10 protein-coding genes are annotated in these 12749 nt (G+C 65.8%); 7 read left to right on the forward strand and 3 right to left on the reverse strand.

Features of this window, described 5'->3' with window-relative positions; translation table 11 throughout:
- Nucleotides 1–47 precede the first annotated feature (47 nt).
- Complete coding sequence (locus ACK4R0_RS04680; protein WP_409671613.1) at nucleotides 48–1547, reverse strand: UxaA family hydrolase; 1500 nt, start codon at nucleotides 1545–1547, stop codon at nucleotides 48–50.
- A gap of 165 nt (nucleotides 1548–1712) precedes the next feature.
- Here ACK4R0_RS04680 and ACK4R0_RS04685 point away from each other — a divergent pair, with 165 nt between their 5' ends.
- The 5 genes from ACK4R0_RS04685 to ACK4R0_RS04705 all read left to right on the forward strand — a co-directional run bounded on the left by ACK4R0_RS04685 (nucleotide 1713) and on the right by ACK4R0_RS04705 (nucleotide 6805).
- Nucleotides 1713–2723, forward strand: coding sequence for a LacI family DNA-binding transcriptional regulator (locus tag ACK4R0_RS04685; RefSeq protein ID WP_409670990.1), 1011 nt, complete (start codon nucleotides 1713–1715; stop codon nucleotides 2721–2723).
- A 122-nt stretch (nucleotides 2724–2845) separates the two neighbouring features.
- Nucleotides 2846–3484, forward strand: coding sequence for an RpiB/LacA/LacB family sugar-phosphate isomerase (locus ACK4R0_RS04690; RefSeq protein WP_409670992.1), 639 nt, complete (start codon nucleotides 2846–2848; stop codon nucleotides 3482–3484).
- A gap of 21 nt (nucleotides 3485–3505) precedes the next feature.
- Nucleotides 3506–4264 (forward strand): 2-dehydro-3-deoxy-D-gluconate 5-dehydrogenase KduD, encoded by a 759-nt coding sequence (kduD, locus tag ACK4R0_RS04695; RefSeq protein WP_409670995.1) that lies wholly within the window; start codon nucleotides 3506–3508, stop codon nucleotides 4262–4264.
- Between the two features lie 2 nt (nucleotides 4265–4266).
- Nucleotides 4267–5277: a sugar kinase gene (locus ACK4R0_RS04700; RefSeq protein ID WP_409671615.1), complete on the forward strand. Its 1011-nt coding sequence runs from the start codon at nucleotides 4267–4269 to the stop codon at nucleotides 5275–5277.
- Nucleotides 5264–6805, forward strand: a complete 1542-nt coding sequence (locus tag ACK4R0_RS04705) for a carboxylesterase/lipase family protein (RefSeq protein WP_409671618.1) — start codon at nucleotides 5264–5266, stop codon at nucleotides 6803–6805. The genes ACK4R0_RS04700 and ACK4R0_RS04705 overlap by 14 nt, the downstream gene beginning before the upstream one ends.
- Here the strand turns inward: ACK4R0_RS04705 and ACK4R0_RS04710 are convergent.
- Both ACK4R0_RS04710 and ACK4R0_RS04715 read right to left on the reverse strand, forming a co-directional pair.
- The gene (locus tag ACK4R0_RS04710; protein WP_409670998.1) at nucleotides 6774–7205 is read right to left on the reverse strand and encodes a cupin domain-containing protein; all 432 of its coding nucleotides are present in this window, start codon (nucleotides 7203–7205) and stop codon (nucleotides 6774–6776) included. The genes ACK4R0_RS04705 and ACK4R0_RS04710 overlap by 32 nt on opposite strands.
- The gene (locus tag ACK4R0_RS04715; protein ID WP_409671001.1) at nucleotides 7202–8548 is read right to left on the reverse strand and encodes a polysaccharide lyase family 1 protein; all 1347 of its coding nucleotides are present in this window, start codon (nucleotides 8546–8548) and stop codon (nucleotides 7202–7204) included. The genes ACK4R0_RS04710 and ACK4R0_RS04715 overlap by 4 nt, the downstream gene beginning before the upstream one ends.
- Before the next feature lie 240 nt (nucleotides 8549–8788).
- Between ACK4R0_RS04715 and ACK4R0_RS04720 the strand changes: the two genes are divergently transcribed.
- Together ACK4R0_RS04720 and ACK4R0_RS04725 are read left to right on the forward strand one after the other, a co-directional pair.
- Nucleotides 8789–11683 carry a TonB-dependent receptor gene (locus ACK4R0_RS04720; RefSeq protein ID WP_409671004.1) on the forward strand — a complete coding sequence of 965 codons (2895 nt, stop codon included), beginning with the start codon at nucleotides 8789–8791 and terminating at the stop codon, nucleotides 11681–11683.
- 56 nt (nucleotides 11684–11739) lie between these two features.
- Nucleotides 11740–12741: an alpha/beta hydrolase gene (locus ACK4R0_RS04725; RefSeq protein WP_409671007.1), complete on the forward strand. Its 1002-nt coding sequence runs from the start codon at nucleotides 11740–11742 to the stop codon at nucleotides 12739–12741.
- Nucleotides 12742–12749: the final 8 nt, after the last annotated feature.

Genomic DNA, 12749 nt, shown 5'->3' on the forward strand with positions numbered 1-12749 from the left:
GAAACCGGTGTCATTCGCAAGTGGCGGCGTTTCCTTGGCCTGTCCGGCTACAGCGTCACGCCCTTCTTCCAGATCGCGATGGCGCGCTGCCCGGCGTTTTCGGCGGCGGTTTTCTGTCCGCTGGCAAAACCGATCAGCGCTTCGAGAAACGCCGCATCGGCGGCCTCTTGACCCTCATCGAGCGCGCGCGAGGCATCGAAATCGATCCAGTGCGGCTTGGCCACGCTCAGCGCGCGATTCGAAGCGACCTTGACCGTCGGCACCGGGAAGCCGAGCGGCGTTCCCCGGCCGGTGGTGAACAGCACCAAGGTCGCCCCCGCAGCGGCCAGAGCGGTCGAGGACACCGCATCGTTGCCCGGCGATTCGAGCAACGCGAGGCCGGGCAGCGTCGCCTGCTCGCCATAATCGAGCACCGATGTCAGTGGCGCGGTTCCCGCCTTCTGCACCGCACCGGCGGACTTCTCCTCAAGCGTGGTGATGCCGCCGGCGATGTTGCCAGGCGATGGATTTTCCGACACCGGCAGCCCCTGGTCGAGATAATAGCGCTTGAACCGGTTGACGAGCGCGGCGGCGGCCTCGAACGTCGCGGTATCCACCGCGCGGTCGAGCAGCGCCTGTTCGGCTCCGAAGATCTCGGGGATTTCGGTCAGCACCGGGGTGCCGCCACACGCGGCCAGCGTCTCGCTGAACCGGCCCAGCAGCGGGTTGGCGGTGAGGCCGGAAAATCCGTCCGATCCGCCGCATTTGAGGCCCACGACCAGCGCGGACAGCGGCAGCGGCTCGCGCCGGGCGGTCGATGCGTCTGCGACGAGTTCGTCGACCAAAGCCGCTGCGGCAGCCATCTCGTCACCCACGCCCTGCGACGACAGCGTGCGCACCTTGGTGCGCGCAGATTCCGGGATCGCGGCGAGCAGGGCATCAAGCTGGTTCGATTCGCACCCCAGCCCGATCAGCAGCACGCCTGCCGCATTGGGGTTGGCGGCAAGACCCGCCAGCAACGCCCGCGTCCCGCCCAGGTCATCGCCCAGTTGCGAACAGCCATGCGGGTGAGAGAAAGCGAACACGCCATCGATCCGGCCCTGGGCGATCGCTTCTGCGTGGCGCGTCTCGGCGGCGCGCGCGACCTGCTCGGCGGTCAGGCCGACACAGCCGACGGTGGGCAAGATCCAGATGTCGTTGCGCGTCGCGGCGCGGCCGTCGCTGCGCCGATAGCCTTGCCACAGCGGACCGCCAGAATTCACCATGGTCGCCGGACCATCGCTGCGATGCGCGCCATAGGCCAGTTCGCCCGCCAGAGCGGTGACCAGATTGTGGCTGTGGACATGATCGCCGGGGGCGATCTTTTGGGTCGCCCGGCCGATCGGCAGGCCGTATTTCACGATCGCATCGCCTTGGCCATGCGCGCGGATTGCCAGCTTGTGCCCTTGCTCCACCGACTGGCCCAAGGTGATGTGTTCCCCGCTCAGGACGACAGTTTCGCCAGCATCAAGCGGGCGCAATGCCACCGCGACGCTGTCGGCGGCGTGCACCTGCAGCGCATCGGGCATCCGGGCGGTTGGACCTTGCAGCGCGATTCTCCCCATTATGGTTTCGCCTATGGATAGCGCCATGGTAACCGGTGTCAATGCGCGCGGCATTGCCATGACCGGCCCGCTGCGGCTAGGAGAAAGCCGCACTGACACCGGTGTAGTAAAAGATGAGGCGGAACAGGCGTGATCAAGGCGAAGGAGGGCAAGCCCACCATCAATGACGTCGCCCGCATCGCCGGCGTTTCCAAAAAGACCGTCAGCCGGGTGATCAACCGTTCGCTTTTGCTCAACGACGCGACGCGCGAAAAGGTCGAGGCGGTGATCGCCGAGCTTGGCTATGTCCCCAACCCGCAGGCGCGCGCACTGGCACTGCGGCGCAACTTCCTGATCGGGCTGATCCACGACAACCCCAACGCGCAGATGGTGCTGGGGGTGCAGGAAGGCATATTGTCGGCGATCCGCGACACCGAGTTCGCCTTGGTCGTCCGCCCGGTCAACCGCCGCTCGCCGACGATGCTGGAGGATGTGCGCAACTTTCTGGAGCAGCAACGCCTGTTCGGCGTGATGCTGCTGCCACCGATTTCCGAGAATGACGCGCTCGCCGCCTTGTGCGAGCAACTGGGCGTGACCTATGTCCGCATGGGTTCTGTCCGGCTCGACGACGACGCGCACATGGTCGCCTCGAACGACCGCGAGGCGGTGGCCAAGGCGGTCGCCTATCTGGTCGGGCGCGGACATAGCCGCATCGGCTTCGTCGCTGGCCCCGAGGGCTTCCGCTCCGCCGCCGAGCGCGCGCTGGGCTATAGCGATGCGTTGGCAACCGCCGGACTCGCGCTCGACCCCGCGATTATGGCCGAGGGCAGCTATACCTTCGAAACCGGAATTGCCGCGGGCGAAAAATTGCTCGCCGCCTCGCCGCGCCCGACCGCGATCTTCGCCAGCAACGACGAGATGGCCGCAGGCGTGCTGCACGCGGCGCGCAGCCAAGGGCTGTCGGTGCCCGAGGATCTGTCGATCATCGGCTTCGATGACACCGCGATCGCCGCGCACATCTGGCCGCCGCTGACCACCGTGCGCTGGCCGATCCAGGCGATGGCCAAGGCAGCGGCGATCAAGCTGATCGACCCGGCCGAGGCGCGCAAGCACCCCTCGCATTTCCTCTCCGACCTGATCGAGCGCGCCTCGGTCGCATGAGAGCCACCCACCGCCGCCGAACCTGTTTATGGGGTTGCGCGTCAGTATGACACCGGTTACCGTGAATTCAGCAACGGGCTCCAGCCCCGGCGCGAACCCGCGCCATGAACGAGAGGATTGATATGAAGATCGCCCTGATCACCGAGAACAGCCAGGCTGCCAAGAACGCCATCATCCACGAAGCGCTGACCGAAGTCGCCGAGCCGCTGGGCCACCAGGTGTTCAACTACGGAATGTACACCGCCGAGGACAAGGCGTCGCTGACCTATGTCATGAACGGCCTGCTCACCGGCATCCTGCTCAACTCGGGTGCCGCCGATTTCGTCGTCACCGGCTGCGGCACCGGAATGGGATCGATGCTCGCCTGCAACGCCATGCCTGGCGTTTTCTGCGGCCTGGTCATCGATCCGACCGACGCGTTCCTGTTCGGCCAGATCAACGATGGCAACGCCATCTCGATGCCCTATGCCAAGGGTTTCGGCTGGGCGGCAGAGCTCAACCTGCGCGATGTCTACGGCAAATTGTTCGATGGCGAGCGCGGGCTGGGCTATCCCAAGGAGCGCGCCGAGATCATGCGCACCAACCGCGGGATCCTGAAAGACCTCAAGGCTGCGACCTGCCATGACATGCTGACCGTGCTCAAGACCGTCGATCAGGGTTTGCTCAAGGCAGCGATTGCAGGCGAGCGCTTTGCCGAGTACTTCTACGCCAACGCGACCGACCAGGAGATGGCGGCGTATCTGAAGGGCATCACGGGCTGAGGCCTGAGGGGGACACGGACCATGACTACCAGCCCCTTCGATCTTGCGGGCAGGACCGCGCTCGTCACCGGCGCGAACACCGGAATCGGCCAGGCGATCGCGGTCGCGCTCGCTGAAGCTGGCGTCGATGTCGCGGTGGCGGGCCGTTCCGAGCCGACCGAAACGCTGGCGGCGATTCACGCGGCCGGACGCAAGGCGGTCAACATCACCGCCGACTTCGGCTCGATCGAGCCGGTGGGCCGGGTCATCGATGAGGCACTGGCCGGGCTCGGCAGCATCGATATCCTGGTCAACAACGCCGGCATCATCCGCCGCGCCGATCTGCTCGAGTTCGGCGAGGAGGACTGGGATGCGGTGATCGACACCAACCTCAAGACCCTGTTCTTCCTCAGCCAGGCTGCGGCCCGGCACATGGCGAAACGCGGATCGGGCAAGATCATCAACATCGCCTCGCTGCTGACCTTCCAGGGCGGGGTGCGGGTGCCGAGCTATGCTGCGGCCAAATCGGGCGTCGGCGGGGTGACCAAGGCGATGGCCAACGAACTCGCGCCCAGGGGCGTGCAGGTCAACGCGATCGCGCCGGGCTATATCGCCACCAACAACACCGCCGCGCTGCAGGCGGACGAGACCCGCAACCGCCAGATCATGGAGCGCATCCCCGCAGGCCGCTGGGGCCGACCGCAGGATATTGCGGGCGCGGCCTTGTTCCTGGCATCGCCCGCATCCGATTACGTGACCGGCCATGTGCTCGCGGTCGATGGCGGCTGGCTCGCGCGATGAGCATGACCGGACCGATCGTCTGCTTTGGCGAGATGCTGCTGCGTCTCTCGCCACCCGGCGTGCGGATGATCGTGCAGGCGCAGGCGCTCGAGATGGCGGTCGGCGGTGCGGAGGCCAATGTCGCCGCCGGGCTCGCCTCGCTGGGCCAGGCAACGCGGATGGTGACACTGCTGCCGGACAGCCCGCTGGGCGACAAGGCGCGCGCCGAGCTTGGCGCGGCGGGTGTCGATACGCGCTTCGTCGCGCGCGGTGCGGGGCGGATGGGGCTGTATTTCCTCGAGCCGGGCGCCGGGCTGCGTCCTTCCTCGATCACTTATGATCGCGCAGGGTCGGCATTTGCGCAGTGCGACGCGGATGCCTTCGATTTCGATGGCGCGCTCGAAGGCGCGGCCTTGCTGCATATGTCGGGGATCACCCCGGCATTGGGGCCGAACGGTGTCGCGCTCGCCCGCGCTGCGGTTGCTGCGGCGCAGGCGGCGGGCGTGCCGATCTGCTTCGACGGCAATTACCGCGCGCTTTTGTGGGACGCCTGGGACAGCGACCCGCGCGCCATCCTCACCGATCTGGTCGGCGCTGCAAGCGTGCTGATCGGCAACCACCGCGATATCTCGCTGCTGCTGGGCAAGACCTTTTCGGGCGATGGCGCCGAGCGGCGGCGCGAGGCGGTGGATGCGGCGTTCGCGGCCTTCCCCAATCTCGAACTGGTCGCCTCGACCGCGCGCCATGTGGTCAGCAGCGATCACCATCGCATCGCGGCGCGGGTCGATACCCGTGAGTCCAAGCACCAGACCGCCGAAATCGACGTCACCGGCATCATCGACCGGATCGGCACCGGCGATGCCTTTGCCACAGGCGTGCTGCACCAGTATCTGCAAGGCGGCGATGCCCAGGCGATGGCCGAAACCGGGCTGGCGCTCGCCGCGCTCAAGCATTCGCTGCCCGGCGACATGTGCCTGATCGGCGCGGCCGAGCTGGCGGCATTCTCGTCCGCCGGTGGCGATGTCCGGCGCTGAGCTTTCCCGGCGTTCGCTGCTGGGCGCTGGTGCGGCGCTGATTGGCACTCCGGCGCTGGCGAAGGCCCCCGACCCCAGGGTAGGGCGCTTTACCGGCTTGCGCGAACAGGGTGTGCTGGCCTTCAAGGGCATCCGCTATGGCCGCGCCCAGCGGTTCGCGCGCGCGCTGCCGGTGGTGGCCGATGGCGCGATCAAGGCACAGGACTTCGCCCCGATCGCGCCGCAGCGGGGCAACCCCGACCTGCCGCAGTCCGAGGATTGCCTGTTCCTCAACGTCTGGACGCCCGAGGCAAATGCGAACGCCAAGCGCGCGGTGATGGTCTATTTCCACGGCGGCGCCTACTCCAACGGCACCGTCACCGATCCGCTGACGCACGGGCAAAGGCTCGCGGCGGCGGGCGACATGGTCGTTGTGACCGTCAACCACCGGCTCAATGCGCTCGGCTATGCCTGGCTCAAACCCTTGGGGGAGCGTTTTGCCGATAGCGGCAACCTTGGCCAGCTCGACCTGATCCTCGCACTTCAATGGGTGCGCGACAATATCGCAGGCTTTGGCGGTGATCCGGCACGCGTGATGGTGTTCGGCCAGTCGGGCGGCGGCGCGAAGATCGCGACGCTGATGGCGATGCCCGCAGCCGATGGCCTGTTTCACAGCGCGGCGACGATGAGCGGCCAGCAGGTGACCGCTAGCGGTCCGGGCAATGCCTGGAAACGGACGCAGGCGCTGATCGCGGCGCTGGGGTTGCAGCCGGGCGATGCCGAAAGTCTGCTGACCGTCCCATCCGAACGCATCGTCGAAGCGCTCACCGCTCCCGATCCGATCATGGGCGGGCCGGTCTATTTCGGCCCGGTGCTCGACATGACCAACCTGCCGCGCCATCCGTTCTGGCCCGATGCCGCGCCGCAATCGAATCACATCCCGATGATCCTGGGCAACACGCGCGAGGAGACGCGCGCGTTCATCGACCCCAAGGGCCCAAAGCTGCAAGGCCTCAGCTGGGACAACCTCGCCGCGCGGATAACGCCCGAAATCAAGATCGACCTCGATGTTAGCTGGGTGGTGGCGCAGTACCGCACGCAATATCCCGACTGGACGCCCGAACGGATCTTCTATTCCGCGACCACAGCGGGCCGGTCGTGGCCGGGTCAGGTGATCGAGGCGGACGAACGGGCAAAGGCAGGCGCGAAGGCGACCTGGGTCTACCAGCTCGACCGCCCCTCGCCGATCGACCGCTTGCGCGGCGCGGCGCACACTGACGATATCCCTTATGTCTTCGGCACGCTCGATGCCCCCGGCAGCATGAGCGGCACCGATGCGGGTGCACGCACGACCCGTGACGTGATGATGCAGGCGTTTGCGGGTCTGGCCAAGACCGGCACGCCGGGGCTCGCGAGTTGGTCGCCCTACACGCTGCCCGGGCGCGCGACACTGGTCGTGGGCGACGGCACGGCGATGGTGGAAAACGATCCCCGGCGTTGGGAACGCGAACTGTGGGCTAGGGCTCCTTACGTCCAGCCGGGGAGCTGACCGGCGCTTGCCTAGGCTCTGACACCGGATAGGCGATGATCAGCGCAAGCGGCTTGTCGCCTTTCTGCCAGATGCCGACCACCGCGCCGTCATACAGATACGCGGTCATCCCGGGCTTCAGCGTCGCGCGCTGGCCGTCGGAGACCACCTCGCCCTCGCCATCGAGCACGTAATAGACCTCGTCATGCGCAATCGAGTGCTCGCCGATCGCGGACCCGACATCGAGCGTGCGGCGGCGAAACTCCATCCGGCGCGGCTGCGGCGCATGATCGCTGATCCGCCATGCGGTGCTCATGCCAATCGCACCATGCGGCGGCGGCTCGCGGCGCACGGTGTCCGCCTCGTCGATCACCGCCATCGGCGGAGCGGCGGCCAGCACCAGCGAGAGCAGCAGGCTCATGGCTGAGGTTGCCGCATTTCGCGGTCACGGGCCGAGAGCGCTTCCTGCGGCGCGCCCTTCTGCCCCGGATAGCGGCCCGACCTCGGCGTCATCGTGGCGATATCCCAGTCGGCCTCGTTGAACGGCGCGAAGGTCGCCACCGGCGATGGGTAACCGCCAACCTCGCTTTCGTCGTCGATGATGTCGCCGCGCCCTTCGGCGACGAAGAACAATACGCGGATGTCATCGGGCGCCCGGTCCCAGGGGCGCGCGCCTGCGGTCTGCAGCAGAGACGTCTCGACCTCGCCCGACGGCAGGATGCGGTATTGCGACAGGTCGGCGAGCGGCGCCCTGGCGGTGATCAGCTTGGCGCGGGTCTCGCCATAGCGCCCGAACTGCGGCAGCGGATTGCCGTGCCGGTCGACCGCGCGGTTGTCCTTGCCGTAATAGGCAAGGTCGCCGTCGCCCCCCAGCATCAGGAACGGCAGCCCCTCTTTGGTGTCGTTGCCGCCGCGCATGACATTGCCGACCGCGGTGATCTCACCGGTGACGTATTCCTGCCCCAGCCATTCGAGATTCATCAGATTATAGTGCACCGCGCGGTGCTGGGGGTTGAAGATCAGGTTGTTGATCATCGCGACCTGTGCGCCGCCCTTGACCAATGGCGAGCGCTCGACATGGTGCGCCCAGACGTTGCGGTAGAAGGTGATGTGGGTGGCATTGTCGTGGATCAGCGATCCTTTGGAATGCTCGCCCTTGGGGTGGCTCGAAACCGCAAGACCCTCTGCTGCCAGATTGTCGCGGAAGACGATATGGTGGCTGGTCCCGGCGCGCCATTCCGCGACCGTGTTACCGGCAAAACGCGGACCCGACGCGGACATGTTCTCGTCCACCCCCCACAGGAAGCTGCAATGTTCGACGACGATGTTGCGCGCCGCGACGGTCGAGAAGGCGTCGGCCTCCCAGCCCGACATCCGCGCCTGACCGTCCGCTCCGGTCATCACGCGCAGGTGCGAAACCACGACATCGTGCGTCTTCACATCGATCCCGCCCTTGATCAGCGTAATGCCGGGAGAAGGCGCGGTCTGCCCCGCGATGGTGACGAAAGGCTCGGTGATGTCGATCGAACTGCGATCGAGATCGATCACCCCGCCGACCTCGAACACGATGATGCGCGGACCCTTGGTGGCGAGCGCTTCGGCAAACGATCCCGGGCCCGATTTGGCCAATGTCGTCACCTTGATGATTCGCCCGCCTGCGCCCCCTTGCGTGGGGTCGGCGGGGTGCGGCTCGGCCAGCGCGGGGCTGAGTGCGGTCAGTGCAAACACAGTGATGCACAGGGTTTTTCCAAGGCTTGCAAGCATGTTGTTCTCTCCCGTTGCCATGGTTATTGACAGAGGCCCGGCGAGAGGGCAATACATAATGACACCGGTTACCGTGATCCGTCGGAACGACGACGGCTGGGCTGGAAGGAATCTCGATGCCCATCGGTCAAGGCATCGGAAGTTGGGAGCAGTGGTGCCTGAGATGGAGTGACGCGGCTGCGTCTTCCCCTTTGACACCGGTAGCAATAGGCCCGAAATGGGCAATTGGAGGGGAATATCATGCGCAATCAGGTTTCGCTGCGGGTCAGCCGCGTTTCGTTGTTCAAGGGAATGTTGCTGGCAGGTTGCGCATTGGGCGCGGCAGGATCGGCGCAGGCACAGGACGCCACCGCGACCGCCGACGAGCAGGTCGCCACACCGGAATCCGTCTCCGCCGATGAAATCGTCGTCACCGGCTTTCGCCAGTCGCTCGAAGCTGCGATCAACCTCAAGCGTACCACGGTCGGTTCAGTCGATGCGATCGTCGCCGAGGACATCGCCAAGTTTCCCGACCAGAACCTCGCGGAATCGCTGCAGCGCATCCCCGGCATCTCGATCACCCGCGACGCAGGCGAAGGCCGCTCGATCACGGTGCGTGGTCTTTCCAGCCAGTTCACCCGCGTCCGCGTCAACGGCCTTGAAACCGTTGCCACCTCCACCGATGGCGCTTCGGCCAACCGCGACCGCGCCTTCGATTTCAACGTGTTCGCCTCCGAGCTGTTCAGCTCGATCGTGGTCCACAAGACTGCCGAGGCCAGCCTGGACGAAGGTTCGCTGGGCGCGGTGGTCGATCTCAACACCGGCAACCCACTGGCCGCCAAGGCCGGATTGACGGCGGTCGGATCGGCCGTGGCAAGCTATAACGACCTGTCGGAATATGTCGGCCCGCGCCTCGCCGGACTGCTGAGCTGGCGCAATGACTCTGGCACCTTCGGGGTGTCGGTGTCGGCCGCGTACCAGAAGACGCAGGTGCTGGAACTGGGCAACAACACTGTGCGCTGGGCGCAGGCGCGGTTTGACTCGGTCAACGGCACCCCGTGCTTCCAGCAGAGCGCCACGAATACGACCGCTGTGCGCAATGCCGGTGGCGTCTATGTGAATGGCCGCAACGCGGCCTGCGATCAGGCCGCGCTGGCCTTCCATCCGCGCATTCCGCGCTACGGCGAAGTCAAGCACGACCGGGAACGTCTGGGGGTCACCGCATCGGTTCAGTTCGCGCCCAGCGACGCCACCAAGTTCTCGATCGACGGGCTGTATTCCAATTTCAACAGCGATCGCCGCGAACGCTGGGGCGAAGTGCTGCTGCGCTCCAACGAGCGGTCGATCGACGTCGTCAATCCTGTGTACGACGCCAACAACAACATGATCTCGGCGACGCTCAACGACGCATGGGTGCGCACCGAGCATTATCTGCGCAAGAGCACGACCGAATTCTATCAGATCGGCGGCACCTGGGATCAGGACGTGACGGACAACTTCCGGTTCACACTGGTCGGCGGCCTTTCCAAGTCCAATGCCGATATCCCGGTTGAAACCACCATCGTGTTCGACGACCGCGACGCACAAGGCTATAGCTACGACTATACCGACATGAAGCGGCCGAAGCTGACCTTCGGCACCAGCGTCACCGATCCTGCGGTGTTCCAGCTCGCCGAAATCCGCGACCGCCCCTCTCAGATCGAAAACCGGTTCAAGACCGGGCAGCTTCGCACCGAATGGGACGTCACCGAGGACTTCACCATCAAGGCAGGTGTCGTCTGGCGGCGGTTCAACTTCGACACCCAGGCGTTTACACGTGATACTGCGGTGTGCGGCAATGGCGGGCTTGACCGGGTGCTGGGAACCATCACCTGCTCGGCATCGAGCGTGTTCGGCCCCAGCGCGGTTTACGGCTTCCAGGCGACCCCGCAGCTGTCCGAACTGTTCAACCTGGGCAAGGCCGGTCAGCCTGCTGGCAACACCAACGCATGGCTGGTCCCCAATCTCGATGCAGCGACCGCGTTTACCAAGCTCTACGAACGACCGCTGGCGCTTGATGCGGGCAACAACCGCGGCGTGCAGGAAACCACCAAGGGCGGCTATCTGCAGTTCGATGCCAAGGGCGAGCTGCTCGGCCTGGAATACGCGCTCAACGCCGGCATCCGCTATGTGAAGACCGAGCAATCGTCTTACGGCCTGGTCAGCGGCGTCGAAGCGACCGTCGAGCGCAGCTATGACGACTGGCTGCCCGCCGCCAATGTGGCGCTGTATCCCACGCAGAACCTGATCGTGCGCCTGGCTGCGGCCGAAGTGATCACCCGTCCAACTCTGGGCTCGCTCACCCCGGGCGGTTCGGCCGACGGCTTCAACTTCCGCGTCAACAGCGGCAATCCGTTCCTCGAACCGTTCCGGGCGACGAATTACGACGTGGCGGTGGAATGGTATTTCGCGCCGCAGGCGCTGCTGTCGATCGCGGGCTTCATCAAGAACGTCGACAGCTTCACCCAGTCGGCGGCAATCACCGAGGCGACCTTTGCCCAGACCGGGCTGCCGGTCTCGGTGCTCAACCCCTCCTCGCCCGCCGCGCTCAACCCGGCGCTGCTGACCCAGCCGATCTGGACGCTGACCACCACGGTGAACGGCACCGGAGCCAAGCTGAAGGGCGTCGAACTGGCCGCGCAGATCCCGTTCAGCATCTTTGCCGAAGGGTTCATCTCGCATTTCGGCATTCTCGCCAATGCGACCTTCATCGACAGCAACGCCGATTTCACGTTGCAGGGTCCGGCGATCGTCCCCGGCGGCGCATTGGTCAACGTCACCCGGTCGGCGGCGCTGGCCAACGTTTCGAAGCGGGCATTCAACGGCACCTTCTATTATGACGATGGCGATTTCTCGGCCCGTGTCATGGCCACCTATCGCAGCCGCTATCACGAGGGCGCCAGCGGCACCGGCAACGTGCTGGAAGGCTATGGTTCACAGTGGAACGTCGATGCTTCCATCCGCTACAAGCTGACCGAGTGGGCGGAAATCTCGCTCGAAGGCAACAACCTGCTCGACACCTATCGTTATCGCTTCACCGATTTCGATGCGAACCGGAATTACGAGAACAACCATTTCGGCCGCAACTTCTTCCTGGGTGCGCGCTTCAAATACTGATCATAACCGGGCAGCGAATTTACGCTGTTCATGCTGAACTGACCGGAGGAGCCGCCATGACGATCGATCGCCGATCCCTTATGGCGGCTCCTCTGGCTTTGGGGCTGACGCACAGTGCATGGGCGCAGACCGCCGTGCCGCAGGTTCCGGACGGGCCGCTCCCGCCTGGCCTGCCGCAGCCTTCCGAAACCATCGATCTGTGGCCAGGCGGCGCGCCAGGAATGCCAGCCAGGTCGCTGACCGAAAGGGTGCAGGAACGCTCGACCGACCGGCTGGTCACCGACCGCGCGGTCTATGGCATCACCACGCCGCGCATGGCCGTCTTCCAGCCCGACCGCCCCAATGGCGCAGCGGTGCTGATCACCCCGGGCGGCGGCTATCGCTGGGTGGTGGTCGACAAGGAAGGCTATGAGATGGGCCGCTGGCTGGCAGCGCGCGGCTTTACCGCGTTCGTCTTGTTCTACCGCTTGCCGGGCGAAGGCTGGGCGGCGGGGCCCGATGTGGCGCTCGCCGATGCGCAGCGCGCGATGCGGCTGATCCGCGCGCGGTCGGGCGATTTCGCGGTCGATCCCGAGCGCGTCTCGGCGATGGGCTTTTCCGCCGGCGGGCACCTGTGCGCTGACCTTGCCACGCGGTTCGATGCCAAGGTCTACGCGCCAGTCGATGCCGCCGACGCGCTTTCGGCCAAGCCGCACAGCGCCGCGCCGATCTATCCGGTCATTGCGATGACCGCGCCCGATGCGCACGCCGGATCGCGCGAGCTGCTGGTCGGCAAGAATGCGAGCCCCGCGATCGAGGCCGCGCATTCGCCACACCGCAACGTGCCCGCCGACGCGCCGCCGTTCTTCCTGCTCCATGCCGAGGATGACGACGCGGTGCCGGTCAACAACACCCTGCTGCTGCGCGCTGCGCTCAGGGCGAAGGGTATCCGTGTCGAGACGCATCTGTTCGAGCATGGCGGGCACGGCTTTGGCTTGCGCAAGGCGATCGGCAAGCCAGTCGAAGCCTGGCCCGAGCTTTGGCGCGCGTGGGCACGCACCACCGGGCTGGCGCTGTGAAAGTCCGC

Origin of the sequence: Blastomonas sp., from assembly GCF_046294995.1 — a bacterium.
Taxonomy (GTDB): domain Bacteria; phylum Pseudomonadota; class Alphaproteobacteria; order Sphingomonadales; family Sphingomonadaceae; genus Blastomonas.

What these genes read in the sequence shown, in the direction of transcription:
- kduD (WP_409670995.1), top strand. Translation starts at nt 3,506, where the DNA reads ATGACTACCAGCCCCTTCGATCTTGCGGGCAGGACCGCGCTCGTCACC.
- ACK4R0_RS04715 (WP_409671001.1), bottom strand. Translation starts at nt 8,548, where the DNA reads ATGCTTGCAAGCCTTGGAAAAACCCTGTGCATCACTGTGTTTGCACTG.
- ACK4R0_RS04690 (WP_409670992.1), top strand. Translation starts at nt 2,846, where the DNA reads ATGAAGATCGCCCTGATCACCGAGAACAGCCAGGCTGCCAAGAACGCC.
- ACK4R0_RS04680 (WP_409671613.1), bottom strand. Translation starts at nt 1,547, where the DNA reads ATGCCCGATGCGCTGCAGGTGCACGCCGCCGACAGCGTCGCGGTGGCA.
- ACK4R0_RS04720 (WP_409671004.1), top strand. Translation starts at nt 8,789, where the DNA reads ATGCGCAATCAGGTTTCGCTGCGGGTCAGCCGCGTTTCGTTGTTCAAG.
- ACK4R0_RS04700 (WP_409671615.1), top strand. Translation starts at nt 4,267, where the DNA reads ATGACCGGACCGATCGTCTGCTTTGGCGAGATGCTGCTGCGTCTCTCG.
- ACK4R0_RS04725 (WP_409671007.1), top strand. Translation starts at nt 11,740, where the DNA reads ATGACGATCGATCGCCGATCCCTTATGGCGGCTCCTCTGGCTTTGGGG.
- ACK4R0_RS04705 (WP_409671618.1), top strand. Translation starts at nt 5,264, where the DNA reads ATGTCCGGCGCTGAGCTTTCCCGGCGTTCGCTGCTGGGCGCTGGTGCG.
- ACK4R0_RS04710 (WP_409670998.1), bottom strand. Translation starts at nt 7,205, where the DNA reads ATGAGCCTGCTGCTCTCGCTGGTGCTGGCCGCCGCTCCGCCGATGGCG.